This is a genomic window from Nocardiopsis coralliicola (assembly GCF_054779695.1).
In genome coordinates, this window is record NZ_BAAGXT010000009.1 from 36,788 (window position 1) to 52,715 (window position 15,928).

The 15,928-nt window shown below is 75.1% G+C and carries 12 protein-coding genes; 5 read left to right on the forward strand and 7 right to left on the reverse strand.

What is annotated here, in order from left to right:
• Window positions 1–5: 5 nt before the first annotated feature.
• The 3 genes from ACYVGT_RS09190 to ACYVGT_RS09200 form a co-directional block, all read right to left on the reverse strand.
• Window positions 6–365: a hypothetical protein gene (locus tag ACYVGT_RS09190; RefSeq protein ID WP_460856042.1), complete on the reverse strand. Its 360-nt coding sequence runs from the start codon at window positions 363–365 to the stop codon at window positions 6–8.
• Between the two features lie 519 nt (window positions 366–884).
• Window positions 885–1,712 (reverse strand): MetQ/NlpA family ABC transporter substrate-binding protein, encoded by an 828-nt coding sequence (locus tag ACYVGT_RS09195; RefSeq protein ID WP_460856043.1) that lies wholly within the window; start codon window positions 1,710–1,712, stop codon window positions 885–887.
• 239 nt (window positions 1,713–1,951) lie between these two features.
• Entirely contained in the window at window positions 1,952–2,878 is a 927-nt protein-coding gene (locus ACYVGT_RS09200) for an AEC family transporter (protein ID WP_460856044.1), read from the reverse strand.
• A gap of 240 nt (window positions 2,879–3,118) precedes the next feature.
• On the opposite strand from ACYVGT_RS09200, the gene ACYVGT_RS09205 reads away from it, so the two are divergent.
• The 3 genes from ACYVGT_RS09205 (at window position 3,119) to ACYVGT_RS09215 (ending at window position 6,000) form a co-directional block, all read left to right on the forward strand.
• Complete coding sequence (locus ACYVGT_RS09205; protein ID WP_460856045.1) at window positions 3,119–3,247, forward strand: hypothetical protein; 129 nt, start codon at window positions 3,119–3,121, stop codon at window positions 3,245–3,247.
• A 141-nt stretch (window positions 3,248–3,388) separates the two neighbouring features.
• Window positions 3,389–4,615: a styrene monooxygenase/indole monooxygenase family protein gene (locus tag ACYVGT_RS09210; RefSeq protein WP_460856046.1), complete on the forward strand. Its 1,227-nt coding sequence runs from the start codon at window positions 3,389–3,391 to the stop codon at window positions 4,613–4,615.
• A gap of 446 nt (window positions 4,616–5,061) precedes the next feature.
• Entirely contained in the window at window positions 5,062–6,000 is a 939-nt protein-coding gene (locus tag ACYVGT_RS09215; RefSeq protein ID WP_460856228.1) for an NADP-dependent oxidoreductase, read from the forward strand.
• Window positions 6,001–6,070: 70 nt separating this feature from the next.
• Here ACYVGT_RS09215 and ACYVGT_RS09220 read toward each other — a convergent pair whose 3' ends face one another.
• Both ACYVGT_RS09220 and ACYVGT_RS09225 read right to left on the reverse strand, forming a co-directional pair.
• Window positions 6,071–6,691 (reverse strand): hypothetical protein, encoded by a 621-nt coding sequence (locus tag ACYVGT_RS09220; protein WP_460856047.1) that lies wholly within the window; start codon window positions 6,689–6,691, stop codon window positions 6,071–6,073.
• A gap of 747 nt (window positions 6,692–7,438) precedes the next feature.
• Complete coding sequence (locus ACYVGT_RS09225) at window positions 7,439–10,888, reverse strand: AAA family ATPase (protein WP_460856048.1); 3,450 nt, start codon at window positions 10,886–10,888, stop codon at window positions 7,439–7,441.
• Window positions 10,889–11,311: 423 nt separating this feature from the next.
• Here ACYVGT_RS09225 and ACYVGT_RS09230 point away from each other — a divergent pair, with 423 nt between their 5' ends.
• The gene (locus tag ACYVGT_RS09230; RefSeq protein WP_460856049.1) at window positions 11,312–11,899 is read left to right on the forward strand and encodes a hypothetical protein; all 588 of its coding nucleotides are present in this window, start codon (window positions 11,312–11,314) and stop codon (window positions 11,897–11,899) included.
• Between the two features lie 82 nt (window positions 11,900–11,981).
• Window positions 11,982–12,590: a hypothetical protein gene (locus ACYVGT_RS09235; protein ID WP_460856050.1), complete on the forward strand. Its 609-nt coding sequence runs from the start codon at window positions 11,982–11,984 to the stop codon at window positions 12,588–12,590.
• Between the two features lie 48 nt (window positions 12,591–12,638).
• Here the strand turns inward: ACYVGT_RS09235 and ACYVGT_RS09240 are convergent, their stop codons facing one another.
• Window positions 12,639–14,246 carry an N-acyl-D-amino-acid deacylase family protein gene (locus ACYVGT_RS09240; RefSeq protein ID WP_460856051.1) on the reverse strand — a complete coding sequence of 536 codons (1,608 nt, stop codon included), beginning with the start codon at window positions 14,244–14,246 and terminating at the stop codon, window positions 12,639–12,641.
• A gap of 83 nt (window positions 14,247–14,329) precedes the next feature.
• The gene (locus tag ACYVGT_RS09245) at window positions 14,330–15,700 is read right to left on the reverse strand and encodes an alanine racemase (RefSeq protein ID WP_460856052.1); all 1,371 of its coding nucleotides are present in this window, start codon (window positions 15,698–15,700) and stop codon (window positions 14,330–14,332) included.
• Window positions 15,701–15,928: the final 228 nt, after the last annotated feature.

The following is a 15,928-nucleotide window of genomic DNA, read 5'->3' on the forward strand; positions in this document are numbered from 1 at the left end:
GGCGTTCAGTGCTGGGCGGCTCCGCTGTCGGAGTCGCCGCGTGCGGAGGCGCGCAGCCGGAGCGCACGCAGGGCGCTGGTCCAGGCGGAGCAGTCGTCGGCATCGCCGCCGCAGGCGGTGATGAACGCTCCGACGAGCGCGACGGTGGGCGCGCGGCCGCCCTCCAGGGTCTGCTGGAACCGCGCTGCGGTGCAGACTTCGCCGGAGCGGCGCTCCATCTCGTCGTAGCCGGGGTTGCCCGCCCGGCTCCGGTAGGAGCGCATCGCCTGCACGAACTCGCCCGTGGTGCGGGCGGCGTGCGGGGCGGGGACGGGGGTCGGCGCCGGCGCTGCACCGGCGGTTCGGGTGTCGTGGTCGAAGGGCAACGTCGCTCCTCCGGGTCGAGTGGTGCAGGCGTGGCTGCTGGGGGATGTCTCGAGAACGGACGGCCCGCTGTGTCCGGTACAACGCGGCAGGCACGGAGCCGGGTTCCCTGCCGCGCAGTCCGGGTTCTGGCACGGGCTCCGCGGTGTGCCGGGCGGCCGGAACGCGCGGGATGCCGAAGCGCCGCGGAGGCGGGCGGGCTTGCGGCGGAGCGGCGCGGCAGGAGAAGGATCGGCCGGTGCGGCCGGCTGCACCGCGGCACCCTCCGCCGCCGGGTCCGCGCGCGCGTGCAGTACTCCCCGCAGCCTTGCCGCACGCATGCGGCACGGCTTTTCACGCATAGCCGTCAGTCCCCTCCACACGCCCGCGGGCGCCCCCTATCGGACCCAGTGTCCTCTGCATAGGCCGATGGCGCCAGAGCTTGTCCGGCGGACATCTGCCCCACCGTGCACTCCAGGCCCACCGGCCACTGCGGGCGCGCACCTGCGCCGCGGCCGCCCGCCGCTGGTGGTCAGCGGCCGCTACCCGGCGGTGGCGGGGATCACGCTGCCGCCGTACTGCTGCTCGATGAACTCCGCGGTCTCGGGCGACGTGAGCAGCTCCGCGAGCTTCTGCACCCGCGGGTCGCCGGAGGTGTCGGCGCGCGCGGCGAGGATGTTCACGTAGGGGTTGTCCTCCAGGTCCTCGGCGAGGATGGCGTCCTCGGTCGGCGACAGGCCCGCGTCCTGGGCGTAGTTGTTGTTGACGATGGCCGCGTCCACGTCGTCCAGCGACCGCGGCAGCTGGGCCGCCTCCACCTCGCGGAAGTCGAAGCCGTTCGGGTTGTCCTCGATGTCGGCGAGCGAGAACGCGGTCTCCTCCACGCCGTCGGCGAGCCCGATCAGGCCGGCCTCCTGCAGCAGGAGCAGTGCGCGGAACTCGTTGCTGGGGTCGTTGGGCAGCGCGATCTCGGCGCCCTCGCCAAGGTCGGCCGGGTCGTCGACGACCGAGGAGTAGAGGCCGAGCGGGGGCAGGTAGACGTCCTGGACCTTCTCCAGGTCGGCCCCGTTGCCGGAGTTGTACTCGTCCAGGAACGGCTCGTGCTGGTAGAGGTTGGCGTCGATCTCGCCCTCGGCCAGCGCCGCGTTCGGGGCGATGTAGTCGGAGAACTCGGTGATGTCGAGGTCCAGGCCCGCATCGGGGGCGAGCTCCTCGTCGACGAAGGCGAGGATCTCGCCGGCCGGGACGGCGGTCGCACCGACGGCCAGGGTCTCCCCGCCGCCGCCTCCGCTCTCGGACGGGGCGCTGCAGGACGCGGCCGCCAGTGGGAGGACCGCTGCGGCGAAGACGGCGATGGGGGTGCGGCGCATGGGTGGGATCCTTCGTGTTCGTGCTGGGTGGCACGCCGGCGCTCGGCGCAGGAGCGGAGGCATCCGCTGCGGGGCTCAGCCGGGGGTGCCGGGGCGGAGGGAGCTGTCGGGCGCAGCCAGGTGCACCCGGGGACGACCGCCCGTAATTTCCTATTAGTCCGATCTTAAATGCGGATCTCCCCGGAACCCAGCACTCGTGACCGACGCCATAGCCCGCGACCGGCGCCTGCGCGCCGCGGCTACCCGTGCAGCAGCGCGATACCCACCAGCACGGGGAAGGTGACGATGGTCGACAGCAGCACGATCTCGCTCACGAACCGCGGCACCGCGTTGTAGCGGGCCGCGTAGGTGTACATGTTCTGCGCCGTCGGGAGCGCAGCGAGCACCACCACCGCGAACAGCGCCTCCGGCCCCAGGTCGAACACCCAGGTGCCCAGCGCCCAGGCGATGAGCGGCTGCACCAGCGACTTGAGCGCCGTCGACAGCAGGACGGGCCACCGGTCGGCACCCCGGGCGGGCAGCGGACTGCCGTGCAGCGAGATCCCCAGGGCGAGCAGCACCGCCGGCACCGACATCGAGCCCACCAGCTCGAACGGCTGCATCAGCGCGCCGGGCACCGGGATGTCGAGCAGCGACACCGCGACGCCGGACAGCGCCGCCACCGCGACCGGGTTGCGGAAGGGAGCGGTCGCGATCCGCAGCACCCCGGTGCGCTGGCCCGTAGCGGTGGCGCCCAGGTCGAGCAGAGTGACGGCGAGCGGCGTCACCACGAGCTGCTGGAGCAGCAGGATCGGTGCGACCAGCGACGCATCGCCGAGCACGTAGACGGCGATGGGGATCCCGAGGTTGCCGGCGTTGACGTAGCCGGCGCACAGGGCGCCCATCCCGGTGGTGCGCCAGTCCCAGCGGCGCAGTAGCGCCACCGCGAGGAACAGCAGGGCGACGGCGGCCATGCTGGCGGCCGTCACCAGCAGCGGCGCCGACAGGAGGAGCCGCGGGTCGGAATCGGCCAGGATGGTGAAGAGCAGAGCCGGCGTCGCAACGTAGAACGCGAGCCGCGTCAGCACCTCGCGTCCGTTCTCGCCGAGCGCGCCGGTGCGCCCCAGCACGTAGCCCACCGCGATGATGCTCGCGATCACCCCGAAACCGGTGATCACCCCGCCCATGCCCGTCCACCCCTCTCGGCGCCGGCGACCTGCCGCCGCGCGCGGGTCGACGGTATACCACCGGCGGGGGACGTCGTCCCAGGTGGTCCGGGCTGAGCGGGCCCGCGGAGCGAGCACTGCGCCGCGCACCGCGCAGCCCGTGGCGGTGATCACCGCGGCGCGCGGCGGGGGGCGGGGCGGGGACCGGCGCCGATACCCCTATCCTCGGAGAAGAGCCCGCGTTCTCAGGAGGACACACCCATGGTCGGTACCATCGCAGCCGTTCTGATGTGCATCGGTCTTCCGATGATGATCATCGCTGGCCTCCTCGGTGCCTTCTTCACCAAGAGCTACACCGGCCCCAAGACCAGCGCGGACTCCGCGAAGTAGCCAGCCGGATCTGCACGGGCCCGCACGCGCTGCCGGGCCCGTTCGCGTGTGCGGGGGCTGGCCGGGGGCCGGGGCGGGGCGCTGCTAGGTTCCCCTGGGGTTTGCCCGTGAACCCGGACCCCCTGATGCGACGGGAACCGCATGCGCAAGATCCTCATCGTCGGCGGCGGCCAGTCCGGCCTGCAGCTCGCGATCGGCCTCCTCGGCGACGGCCACGACGTCACCCTGCTGACCCTCCGCTCCGCCGACGAGGTACGGTCCGGGCGGGTGATGTCGACCCAGTGCCTCTTCGGGACGGCGCTGGACCGCGAGCGCCGGCTGGGGCTGGCGCGCTGGGACGGCGCCGCGCCGGACGTCACCGGGGTGGCGATGACGCTGGCCGGCAGCGAGGGGATCGCCGCCTCCTGGACGGGCCTGCTGCCGCGCCCTGCGCAGTCGGTCGACCAGCGGATGAAGCTCGCCGCCTGGTCCGAGGAGTTCGAGCGGCGCGGCGGCCGGATCGTGCTGCACGGCGCGACGCTGTCCGACCTGGACTGGTTAGCCGCCTCCTATGAGCTGGTGGTGGTGGCCGCCGGCCGCGGCGAACTCGCCGACCTCTTCCCCGTCAACCGGCACCGCACCCCGAGCGGCGGGCCGCGGCGGCATCTGGCGCTGGCCTACGTGCACGGCGCCGGCGAGCACCCGGACGGCCCGGTCCTGGACCGCAGCGCGGTCGACGGCCTCGGCGAGGTGCTCGTGGTACCGGCCCTCACGCACACCGGCCGGTGCCACGCACTTCTGGTGGAAGCGGTTCCGGGCGGTCCGATGGACATGCCGCTGCCGCACGCGCCCCAGCCGGGCGACGTGCTCGCACAGATCATGCAGGTGCTGCGGCAGAACGCCCCCTGGGTCTACGAGCGCTGTGCGGACGCGGTGCCCACTGATCCATTGGCGGAGGCCGCCACCGCGTTCCCGCCGGTCGTGCGGGAGCCGGTCGGCCGGCTGCCCGGCGGCGCTCCGGTGCTGGGGATGGGCGACACGGTGGTGGCCAACGACCCGGTCACCTCGCAGGGCGCCAACGCGGCGTCGGCCTGCGCGGACGCCTACCGGGCGGCGATCGCCGCCCACGGCGGTGGGCCGTTCGACGAGGAGTTCATGCGGGGCGCCTTCGCCGCGTACTGGCGGCACGCCCGCTACCTGCGCGCCTGGAACCAGGTCATGCTGGACGGGCCGCCGCACGTCTGGGAACTGCTTGCGGCGGCTGCCGACCACCCCGAGGCGGCCGACCGCTTCGCCGGGGCCTTCGACGACCCGTCCGACCTCATCGACTGGTTCCTGCACCCCGAGCGCGCCTACGCCTACCTCGACCGCCTCGGCTCCGCCGGCTGACGCCCGCGAGGCCCGCTGCGCCTCGGCCGGTGCCGCTCTCCGCCGCGGGGCTCAGTACCGTGCACCCACTGCTGCGGGCACAGCGTCGAGCTCGGCGAGGCCGGCTGCAGTGAGGTCCACATCGGCCGCTCCGGCGTTGCCGTGCAGGGAGCAGCAGGCCGGGGAGCGCCGCTGCGCCGCTGTCTCCGCACGCCGGCGGGTGAGGCCCCACGGGCAGGCACGGGTGCTCCCGCTCGCCAGGGCCGAGCCGCATCGGACGGCCGGCCGCGGCCCGGCGGGTGCGCAGGAAGCCGCGAGCCCGGAGCTCCGGCGCGAATCTGCGGGGCACGGTTGGCCAGGCCCCGGTGGTGCGGCGCGGTGGTGCGGCGGTGGATGGTGGTGCCATGAGCGAAACGCAGGAGACGCAGGAGAACACGGTCGCCGCGGTGCCGGAGGTCCCGGAGCGGATGCGCGCCGTCATGCAGGAGGTGCACGGCGGGCCGGAGGTGCTGGCCGTCGCCGAGGTCCCGGTGCCGCAGCCCGGGCCGGGCGAGGTCCTCATCCGGGTGCACGCAGCCGGGGTGAACCCGACCGACTACAAGCACCGCTCGGGCCGCCGCTTCCTGGGCGACCCGCCCTACGTCCTGGGCTGGGACGTGTCCGGCACGGTCGCGGCCGTCGGGATGGGCGTCGCGCTGTTCCGGCCGGGCGACGCGGTGTTCGGCATGCTGCCCTACCCGCACGGCGCGGGAGCGCACGCCGAGTTCGCGGTCGGCCCGGCGCGCGCCTTCACCGCCAAGCCGGCCGAGCTGGACCACGTGCAGGCCGCAGCGGTGCCGCTGGCCGCGCTCACCGCGTGGCAGGCGCTCGTCGACACGGCGGGCATCCGCGGCGGCGACCGGGTCCTGGTGCACGCTGCGGCGGGCGGCGTCGGCCATTTCGCCGTGCAGATCGCGGCGGCCCGCGGGGCGCACGTGGTCGGCACGGCAAGCGCGGCAAAGCACGGCCTGCTGCGCGAACTGGGCGCCGCGGAGGCGATCGACTACCGCGAGCAGGATCCGGCGGAGTCGGTGCGCGGCGCCGCGGCGGTGCTGGACTCGCTAGGCGGCGACTCCCCGGTCCGGTCGCTGGCGGCGGTGCGGAAGGGCGGGACGGTGGTGGCGATCCTGCCGACCGGCACCGGCCGGCTGGAGCAGGCCGCTGCGGCGGCCGGGCGGCGCGGCACCGAGATGCTCGTCGAGCACGACCAGGCCGGGATGCGGTCCATCGCCGCGCTCATCCGGTCGGGGGCGCTGCACCCGGTGGTGCAGGAGGTGTTCCCGCTGGAGCGGGCCGCCGACGCGCACCGCCTGGGTGAGGCCGGGCACGTTGCGGGGAAGCTGGTTCTGCAGGTCGTCCCGGACTAGGGCGTGCCAGGGCGTGTCGGGTGGTCGGCGCCGTACCACCGCGGTGCCGGCCGCGGCCGCCCGCGGCCGGTCAGGCGACGGGGGCCGCCGCGGCCGCTCGCTCTCCGGCGGCCAGCAGCAGCGCGTCGCCGCCGAGTGCGGAGGCGGCCCAGCCGCGGGCGGGACGGCGCGCCGGAGCGCGCCTGCCGGGCACGGCGAGCAGGACACCGCCGATGAGCAGCATGACGCAGGCGATCCACAGTGCGTGGGTGTACCAGGGCCAGGAGTGCGCGAGCGAGGTGAGCGCGCTCCCCCACGGCGCTGCACCCGGCACCACCCACACGGCGGCCCAGCCGGACGCCGCCGCAACCAGTACGGCCGAGACGCGGATCGTCCACCGCTCGGAAGAGGAGACGCCCTCCGCGGTACCGGTGACGGCGCGGGCCATCCCGCTCCTGCGGCCCACGCGCAGGCACACGGCCGCGAGGTTCCCGATGCCGGCGATCAGGACCGGCCAGACCATGTGCGGCGGCGCCTCGATCCAGCCCGGGCGGCCGATGAACTGGACGCCGAGCAGCACGGCGCCGGCGCTGCAGAGCACCGCGCCCGCCTGGACGGCGGCCGACAGCGCCGAGCGCCTGCGCCCGGTGCGCGCCGGGTGCGCGGCTGCCTCGGTCGGGGGATGCGTGTGCCCGGGTTCGGGGGAGGACACCTGAGTCTGCTCTCCATGAAGGCGCCGCGGGGGCCGGCGCACGAAAGGGGGGTAGGAACGTCACTGTATCGGCGCCGGAGTGCTGTTCCGTGCGTACAGTGAGTGATTTGACCGATGGTTCCGAAGTTGTCCGTGTGACAGGTTGGCATCACTGCGGGCGCCCCTCCGGTCACGGACGGCAGGCGCTCCGGCCGCGTTCGGCGCCCGGCGCGGGGTGGACCCGCTTCCCTGCGCCCGCCGGCCCTGCACCGGAGCGGCGCACCGCACGGGAAGCCGCGGCCCGGCAGGCCCGCACCCCGACTGGCCCGCCAACCGACCGGGCCTTGACCGAACGGGGCCGTTGCTAGCGGCCGGCGCTGCGGCACCGCGCCGCAGTCGGCAGAGCCCCGGACGGAGGCGGCCGGCAGCACCGGAGAGCACCGTCCTGCCGACCGCGCGCATCCGCCCAGCGCCGGACAGCCGCATCCGCCGGCCTGGCGGCGAGAACGCCGAGAACCGCCCGGCCGGCTGCTCCCCCCGGCAGCGCGCGGCGGACTGAGCACGCCGCCGCGCGTCAACCCCTGAACCCCTGCGGCCCGACTGGCGCACCACCCTCCTCGAACACGGTGCGGTTCCCGCGGCCATCGCACTTGAACAGGCGCGCCGGAAGCCACCCGGTCGGAGGAACGCTCCACGGCACGCCCTCGCCAGCCGAGCGGCGGTCCTGCGAAGCACCCCGCGACGGGGCTCCGCACAGCGCCGCGGCCGCTACTCCTGCGGCGCGACGTCGTCCGGGAGGAGCGCCCGGAGCTGCTCCACGGAGGGGTCGGCGCCGGACAGGGCCTGGGCTTCGATGCGGCGGGACTGGCGGGCGACGCTGTCCTCGAACAGGGTGCGGATCTCGCGGCCGTTGCCCTCGGCGAAGCGGGCCGGGGCCGCGTCGACCACGGTGCCGACCGCGGTGCGGGTCGGCTCGGGCACGGTGAAGTCGGCGCCAGCAGCGACCGCCGCGAAGATCTCCGCCAGCTCGGCGCGGGTGTAGGGGGCGAAGGCGATGGTGCGGGAGAACCGGGAGGCGAGCCCGGGGTGGTCGGCAAGGAAGTCGGCCATCTCCGCGGAATGCCCGGCGGCGATCACCACCACCTCGTCGCGGAAGTCCTCCATCAGCTTGAGCAGCGTGTCCACCGCCTCCCGGCCGAAGTCGCCACCGGTACCGCCGAGGGCATAGAGCTCGTCGATGAACAAGACACCGCCGCGGGCCCGCTCCACCACCTCGCGGGTGCGCTGCGCCGTCTGCCCGATGTACTGGCCGACCAGGTCGGCCCGCCCCACCTCCACGACCTGGCCCTGCGCCAGCACGCCGAGGGCGGCGAGCAGCTCGCCGTAGATGCGCGCGACCGTGGTCTTCCCGGTCCCCGGCGGACCGGAGAAGACCAGGTTGCGGGAGGGGAGCGGCGCCTCCAGGCCGGCCGCGCGGCGCCGACGCCCGGCCGAGATGAGGCTGGTGAGCTCGGCGACTTCCCGCTTGACTCCGGACAGCCCGACCATCGCGTCCAGCCGGGCCATCAGAGCGCGGGCCTGCCGCTCGTCGCGCGGCGCGCCGACCCGGGCGCTCAGCCCGCCGTCGACGACGCCCGCCAGGTCGCCGGGGAGGATGTGCGCGAGGGCCTCGGCGGAGACGGCGCCGTCGGCGACGACCCGGCCGGTCTGGCGCTGCACGACGTCCTCGAACATGCGGCGCGCCTCCCGCCCGTTGCCGAAGGAGGAGTCCTTGGGCACCGCGCGGAAGTGGCGCACCACCAGGTCGTGCACTCCGGCGCCGAGGACGTAGCCCTTGCGCTCGGCCATCGCGGTGAAGATGGTGGCGAGCTGGTCGGGCGTCTGGTGCTCGAAGCGGACGGTGCGCGACACGCGGGAGGCGAGCCCGGGGTTGGCCGACAGGAACGTGCGCATCTCGTCGGAGTAGCCGGCGAAGACCACCACGACCTCGTCGCGCAGATCCTCCATGAGCTTGATGAGGGTGTCGATCGACTCCTGTCCGAAGTCGGCTCCGGCACCGAAGGTGCGGGACAGGGCGTATGCCTCGTCGACGAAGAGCACGCCGCCGCGGGCCCGCTCCACCACGTCGGCCGTCTTGCGGGTGGTCTCGCCCAGGTGCTCGCCGACGAGGTCGGCGCGGGAGGCTTCGACGAAGACTCCGGTCGCCAGGGCACCGAGGGACTGGAGCACTTCGCCGTAGAGGCGGGCCACCGTCGTCTTGCCGGTACCCGGCGGACCGGAGAACACCAGGTGGCGGCTGAAGTCGAGGGCCGGCAGGCCGGCGGCGCGGCGCCGCTCGTTCACCCGCTGCAGGTCGACGAGGGAGCGGACCTCGCGCTTGACGGCCTCCAGGCCGACCAGGTCGTCCAGGTCGGCGAGCACCTCGTCGATGGGGCGCGGTTCGCCGGCGGTCCGCTCCCCGGACGCCGCCCAGGCGGCGTCGGCGTATTCGGGGACGCCGGTGCCGTCGGGGCCGGCGGCGAACTCGTCGGCCTCACCGCAGTCCTCGGCCCCGCCGGTCGGCAGGCCGGTGACGGCCCACCCCTGCCCGTCCCCCTCGCCGACCGAGGCGACCTGCTGCTCCACCCCTTCCAGGCGGGTATCGACCAACTGCACGACAGCGCCGTCTTCGGCGTAGATGCCGGGCTCGCCGTTGTCGCGCACGGTGCACCGCACCAGGTGCAGGCGGCCGCCGCCGGTGACCGCGGCGCCGGCCCGGCCCGCACCGGCCAGCAGCGTGTCCTCCAGGGTCGCGCTGCCGCCGTCGACGACGCCGACGCCGCCGGCCGCGCCGGCCACCGCGGCGTCGCGCAGGTGCAGGCGGCCGCCGTCGCCCACGTGCACGCCGTCGCTGACGGTGGTGCGCACCTTGGCGCGGGCGACGTCCAGGGTGCCGCCCGCGGCGACCGTGACGGCGTTGCTGCCGCACATGGCGGCGGACAGCCCGTCGACGGACAGCGCGCAGCCGTCCACCACCCACAGGCCGCCGCCGATGTCGGAGAGCTCCACGTCGCGCAGCTCTCCCCCGCCGCCCTGCGCGGTGACGGCCTGCCGCCCGCGGTTGCCCGAGACGTGCACGCGCTCCAGGTCGACGCGGCTCTGCTCCAGGTAGATGCTGGGGTAGGCGACGCCGTCGCGCGCCGCGGCACCGGAGACGTGCACCCCGGCCAGGCGCGCGGTGGAGGCCCGCAGGTGCAGCCCGTTGCCGCCGGGGGTGCGCACCCGGACCCCCTCGCCGGACAGCTGCCCGCCGTCGACGAGGACGCCCTGCCACGCGGGCGCGCCGACGCGGAGGTCCTGCACCTGCGCGTGGCCGCCCCCGCTGACGTGCAGCCCGGTCCCCGCGCCGGTGATATCGGAGTCCTCGAACAGGGCCTCGGCACCCGCCTCGACCCGCACGGCGGCCCATTCAGGGCGCCCGCCGCGCACGCCGAGCCGGGTGAATGCGGCACTCGACCGGTCGGTCACCAGCACCGCTGCCCCGCTGGAGTCGGTGAACGCGCAGTCGGCGACGGACGGCGCGGCGCCGTCGGCGATCCACAGCGCGGCGCGGTCCTCGGAGCCGGCGCGGTCGAAGGTGCAGCCGCGCACGGCGGGCCGCGCCTCGGCGGTCACCGACAGGCCGGCCGCGGACTCGTCGTCGCCCTCTCCCGGCGGCAGGCCGGCGAACGCGAGCCGGTCCAGCTCGACCGCCCCGGTGCCGGCCACGGTGAGCCAGGCGCCGTCGAACGCGGTGTCGGCGACCGAGCCGCCCTCACCGAACAGGGCGAGGCCGCCGCCGGTGAACCTGCACCGCGCCATCGTGACCGGCGCGGCGTGCGCGTCGATCTGCGCGGCGGAGGTGAAGGTGCAGTCCTGGGCGTGGAAAGAGGTGCCGGGCAGCAGGGAGACCGGCGGCTCTTCATCGGAGCCGCCCGCGATGTCGACGCCGTACAGCTCCAGCCGCCCGGCGGCGACCGTGAAGACGGGCGCGCCCTCGACGGCGATGGTGGTCGTTCCGGCGCCCTGCGAGGCGACGACGATGACGTGCCGGTCGATCAGGTGCGATTCGTCGACCCGGTACTGGCCCGGATCCACCTGGAGGTACAGGTCCATGCCCGCGCACTGGGGGTGCAGCAGGATCTCGTTGAGGTCCGACGCCGCGCCGCGCGCCGTCTTGGAGACCTGGACCGTGAACACTGGGCACTCCACACGCCGATAACGGATCCGACCGGGGCCCGCTGCGCCGCCTGAGGCACCCGCAACGGTGTGGTCCGTACGGTATCGCCCACCCCTGTCCCGTGTTCAGCCATCGCCGCGCCCTTCCTGGAGATCCTGCACCCCCGGCCCCCTCCACCACCGCGCCTGCCGGCCCCGGAGGGCGCGGCGCACTACCGGATCACGGCACTGCGGGCAAGGGGCGGCGCCGGGCTCCCGAGCGCACCGCGGGCGGCGGACTTCTACACTCCCCGTGGTCCCGCACGCGGACGCCGCACCCCGAACACCCCCACAGTTGGAGACGATTCCGTGCAGCCCCATCCCCCTGGCTCCCCCTACCCGCCCGCTCCGCCGCCGCCCGGGTCCGGGCCGCACCAGGGGCCGGCGAAGAAGCACAGGAACCCGATGGCCCTCCTGGTCGTGCTGCTGAGCATCGCCCTGGTGGTGGCTCTGGTCGTACTGGTGATCGTGCTGGGCCGCGGAGGGGGCGGCGCGCCGGAGCCCGCTCCCGGAGACACGCCGGGCGCCGGCGGCGACACGGCGGACGGCGGCGCGGAGGACGGCGGCGACGGCGCCGCGGACGACCCGGACAGCGGCGCGGCCGACGCCTCAGCGCTCTACGAGGCCGAGCTGGTCGAGATCGACCTGGACGGCGGACTGACCTACGTCGACCTCGACACCGAGCCGCCGACCGTCTCCGACACCAAGATCGGCGGCCATGACCTGAGCCTGGGCACGACGACCGGCACCCCGGGGCTGCATTCGCAGGACTCCGTGCAGATGACGCTCGCACCGCTGCCCGAGGGCGGCGCCGAGCCCGACGCCGCGAGCTGCCGCGACGCGGTGGAGACCAACGGCACCTACACGAGCGATTTCGAACAGGACGCCCGGTTCTGCCTGCAGACCGACGAAGGGGCCGTCGCCGCCATCCAGGTCACCGCATCGCCGCACGGCCGCGGCCCGGCGGCCTTCGAGGTCACACTCTGGGAATGATCGGCCGGATCCGGCCACCGACAGCGGAGACGGACCCGAAACGGGCGCCGGAGGGCTCCGGCGCCGCGCGGCAAGGAGAGGCATGGACGACGTGACTGGGGCCGGCGCCGACTCCCCCGGCGACGTGTGGACGCTGGGGTGGCGGTCGGCCGTCGACCTGCGGTCGGCCCTTCTCGGCGGAGCGGGGCTCCCGGAGCTGCCGTTCGTGCCGGTGCGCCTGGAGCCGGGCGAGACCGCGCACGCCGAGCTCGTGCTGGACTACCGGCGCTTCTACGGCACGGACGTGTCCTACTCGCAGACGTCCGGCTTCTACTTCGGCTCGCCGGTGTTCGTCGCTGCCAGCCTCGCCGGGCAGGGCCTCGGCAACATGGCGGCGAAGAACCGCGCCGAAGCGCAGGCGCGGGCGCAGTGGCGCGAGCACCAGCGGGTGACCGCGTACCTGACCGATACGCGGCTGCTGGCGCTCGTCGACGGGCACCGGTGGCTGTCCTGGTGGCATGCCGGCGCCATGCAGGTGCACACGCTGCTGGAGGAGTGGAGCGTCGTGCAGATGTTCGGCGACACCGAGCCGCTCCGCTGGGAGGGCCCGGCCGCGCCGTGGCTCGCCGTTGCGCTGGTCGACCTCGTGTACGGCCGGGACGCGCTCGCCCGCCACCCCGGGCTGGCCGCGCTGGCGGTGCCCGGGGGCTGAACCTCGGGCCCGCGGCAGTCCGCCGGCCCTTCCGCTGCGCAGCGCGCCCTAGCGCCGCCTGCTCCGCACGGAGCGGCCGGGGAGGGCCGAGGTGCGGGCGCCGTCGCGGATGACGGGGGTGCCGGCGACCCAGACGTGCGGGATGCCGCCGGGGAGGCGGCGGGGCTCCGCGAAGGTGGCGCGGTCGCGCACCCGGCCGGGGTCGAAGAGGACCAGGTCGGCGCGGAGGCCGGGGGCGATCCGCCCGCGGTCGCGCAGGCCGAGGCGCGCGGCGGGGCGGGCGCTCAGATGCGCGACGCACTCCTCCTGAGTGAAGACGCCCAGGTCGCGCGCGTAGTGGCCGAGGTAGCGGGGGAACGTTCCGTGGCCGCGCGGATGGGGCTTGGCGCCGTGCAGGATGCCGTCGCTGCCACCGGTGTGCACGCGGTGGCCCATGATGGTCCGCACGTTGTCCTCGTCGCCGACGTGCTGCAGGATCGCGGTGGCCAGCCGGTCGCGGACCAGAAGCCGCAGCGCCGTGTCGAACGGCGCCTCGCCGCGGTCGCGTGCGATGGCGGCGACGGTGCGGCCCACGTGGTCGCCGAGTTCCGGTGCTGCCACGCCGGCGACCTCCACGGCGTCCCAGTCGATCGGAACGCCGTGGCCGCCGTCGCAGCCGTCCACCTCCATGGCGTGCCGGATCCGCCCGGCGGTCGGGGCGTCGCTCAGCCGGCTGAGGATCGCGGCCGGGCCGCCCGCGCTCGCCCAGCCCGGCAGCAGCGCGGCGAGCGTGGTGCTGCCGGGGGTGTAGGGGTAGGTGTCCAGGGTGACGTCGGCACCGGCGCAGCGCGCCTGGTCCACGAGGTCGAGGAGCTCCTGCCCGCGCCCGGCGTTCGGAGCGAAGTTCATGGTGGCGTGGGCGAGGTGCAGCGCGCACCCGGCCGCCCGCGCCACCTCCACCATCTCCCGGTAGGCGTCGAGCGCGCCCGCGCCGTAGGAGCGGTGGTGCGGGCAGTAGTAGCCGCCGCGGGCCGCAACCACCCGGCAGAGGGCGGCGAGCTCCTGGAAGCCGGCGTACATCCCCGGCGCGTAGGTGAGACCGGAGGACATGCCGAGCGCCCCTTCGGCGAGCCCGGTGTCGAGAAGTCCCCGCATGCGGTCGAGCTCCGCGGCGGTGGCGGGCCGGTCGTCCCAGCCCATGGCGAGCATGCGCACGCTGCCCTGGGGGACGAGGTAGGCGGCGTCGACCGCGGTGCCCTGGTCGATGCGGTCCAGGTAGCCGCCGACGGAACGCCAGCCGATACCGCCCGGGACGCCGGCGCCGTCGCCGTTCCAGCCCGCCACGGCGGCGCGCACCTGGTCCAGGGTGGTGGCGTCGGCGGGCGCATAGGAGAGCCCGTCCTGGCCGACCACTTCAAGGGTGACGCCCTGGGCCGCCTTGGCGGAGTGGTCGGGGTCGGCCAGCAGGGCCAGGTCGGAGTGCGCGTGCATGTCGATGAACCCGGGGGCGAGCGCGAGCCCGCCGGCGTCGACCTCGCGTGCAGCCGAAGGACCGGGCGGCGCTGCCCCGTCGGCTGCGACCCACGCGATGCGGCCGCCGCGGACACCCACGTCGCCGCGGTAGGAGGGCTCCCCGGAGCCGTCCATGATGCGTGCGCCCTTGATCACCGTGTCCATGCGCTCTCCTCTCTCAGCGCCCCGCAGCCGCTGCGCCGGACACGGCCCGGAGGCGGGCACTTCAGGCAGCGCGCGGGACGGGCTCAGAAGAAGGTGCGGATGAGGTCGACGACGGTGCCGTCGTCGCGGACCGCGGGGATGAGCTGCCACTTGTCGAAGACCGTGCACGGGTGGGAGAGGCTCAGGCCGACCCAGTCCCCGACCTCCAGCTCGGCGCCCTCATCGACGCTCACCCAGGCGTGCTGGTCGGAGAGGCTGGTGACGGCGATGCCCTCCGCGGAGCGCGCCGGTCCCCCGCCGGACGGCCGCACCAGGTGCGGCCGGGGCAGGTGCTGGTCGAAGGAGGCGTCGCGGCGGCCGGCGTTGAGGAACGCCTGCCCCGTCTCCGGGCGGGACACCACCTGCGCCCACAGGGTGAACGCGGACTGCAGCTCCCCCTCGCCGGGCACGCGGTTGAACGGCGTGCGCTCCCGGTAGAGGCCGTCGTCGTGGGTGACGTAGGCGCCGGAGCGGAGCAGCTTGCGGACGGGCCGGGAGAGCGATTCCAGCGGACCGCCGGGCTCGCTGAACACCGCTGCGACCGCGTCGAACCAGGCGCTGCCGCCCGCTGAGACCGTGATGGGCTCCCCGGGGCCGAGGGCGGCGAACCGGCCGTCGGCGTCCAGCTGCGCGGTGAGCCGGGTGAGCTGGCGCAGCCATGCGGCAACCCGCTCGGGGGTGGCTCCGGGGACCTCGCCCTCGTAGCCGGCGACACCGACCGGGCGCAGGGCCGGTGCCTCCGCCGCCGCGGCGGCCACCCGGTCGGCTTCAGCGGCGCTGCGCACGCCGGTGCGGGTGCCCTCGCCGGCGCCGAGCTCGACAACCACGTCGACCGGCCGGCGCGCCCCGGCCGCGCGCAGGGCTTCGTCCATGAGGCGGACGCCGCGCACGGAGTCGACGTAGCAGGCGAAGGAGAAGTCCGGGTCGGCGTCGAGCTCTGCGGCGAGCCAGCGCAGCGCAGCGGCGTCGACCAGCTCGTTGGCGAGGAAGAGCCGGGCGACGCCGAACCGGCGGGCCACCCGCACCTGGTGCGGCGCAGCCAGGGTGATGCCCCAGGCCCCGTAGCGCAGCTGCAGGTCGAACAGCTGCGGCGCCATCGACGTCTTGCCGTGCGGCGCGAACGCGAGGCCGTGCCGTTCGGAGTAGTCGCGCATCAGGGCCAGGTTGTGCTCCGTGCGCTCCGCGGACAGCGCGAGCACCGGGGTGGTGAACCCGCCCGTGAACAGGGAGCGGCCCTGCGCGGCGAGCGCGCCGACGGTGCTGTGCGCAGCGTCCGGCGGAAGGCCCTTGAACCGCTCGTCGGCGTGCTCGGCGGCGAGCCGGCCGAGGCCGGGCAGCACCGGGGAGCCGGGCGCCCGCAGTCCGTGCGGTCCACCGCCGGGGCCGGCCACAGTACGGACGTCGGCACTACTCACGGCGGCCTCCTCGGTCGGCGCGGTCGAGCGTTGCGGCGTCCCTGCTGCCGCTGGCAGCGGTCGGGCCCACCTCGGCCGTACCGCGAATGACCAGCGTTGCAACATGTGCAATGCTCATTGCGTTATCTGCTCATCGCTGTCTACCATCCGGCTTCAGGGCGGTCAACGATGCCGGTTCCGGTCCGGCTCCGAACCGCAGCACGGCGACACGACCGGTCGGACCCGGTG

Excerpts from the sequence above, each read along its gene's own strand:
- ACYVGT_RS09195 (WP_460856043.1), bottom strand. The coding sequence starts at position 1,712 with ATGCGCCGCACCCCCATCGCCGTCTTCGCCGCAGCGGTCCTCCCACTG.
- ACYVGT_RS09200 (WP_460856044.1), bottom strand. The coding sequence starts at position 2,878 with ATGGGCGGGGTGATCACCGGTTTCGGGGTGATCGCGAGCATCATCGCG.
- ACYVGT_RS09205 (WP_460856045.1), top strand. The coding sequence starts at position 3,119 with ATGGTCGGTACCATCGCAGCCGTTCTGATGTGCATCGGTCTTCCGATG.
- ACYVGT_RS09210 (WP_460856046.1), top strand. The coding sequence starts at position 3,389 with ATGCGCAAGATCCTCATCGTCGGCGGCGGCCAGTCCGGCCTGCAGCTC.
- ACYVGT_RS09215 (WP_460856228.1), top strand. The coding sequence starts at position 5,062 with ATGCGCGCCGTCATGCAGGAGGTGCACGGCGGGCCGGAGGTGCTGGCC.
- ACYVGT_RS09230 (WP_460856049.1), top strand. The coding sequence starts at position 11,312 with ATGGCCCTCCTGGTCGTGCTGCTGAGCATCGCCCTGGTGGTGGCTCTG.
- ACYVGT_RS09235 (WP_460856050.1), top strand. The coding sequence starts at position 11,982 with ATGGACGACGTGACTGGGGCCGGCGCCGACTCCCCCGGCGACGTGTGG.
- ACYVGT_RS09240 (WP_460856051.1), bottom strand. The coding sequence starts at position 14,246 with ATGGACACGGTGATCAAGGGCGCACGCATCATGGACGGCTCCGGGGAG.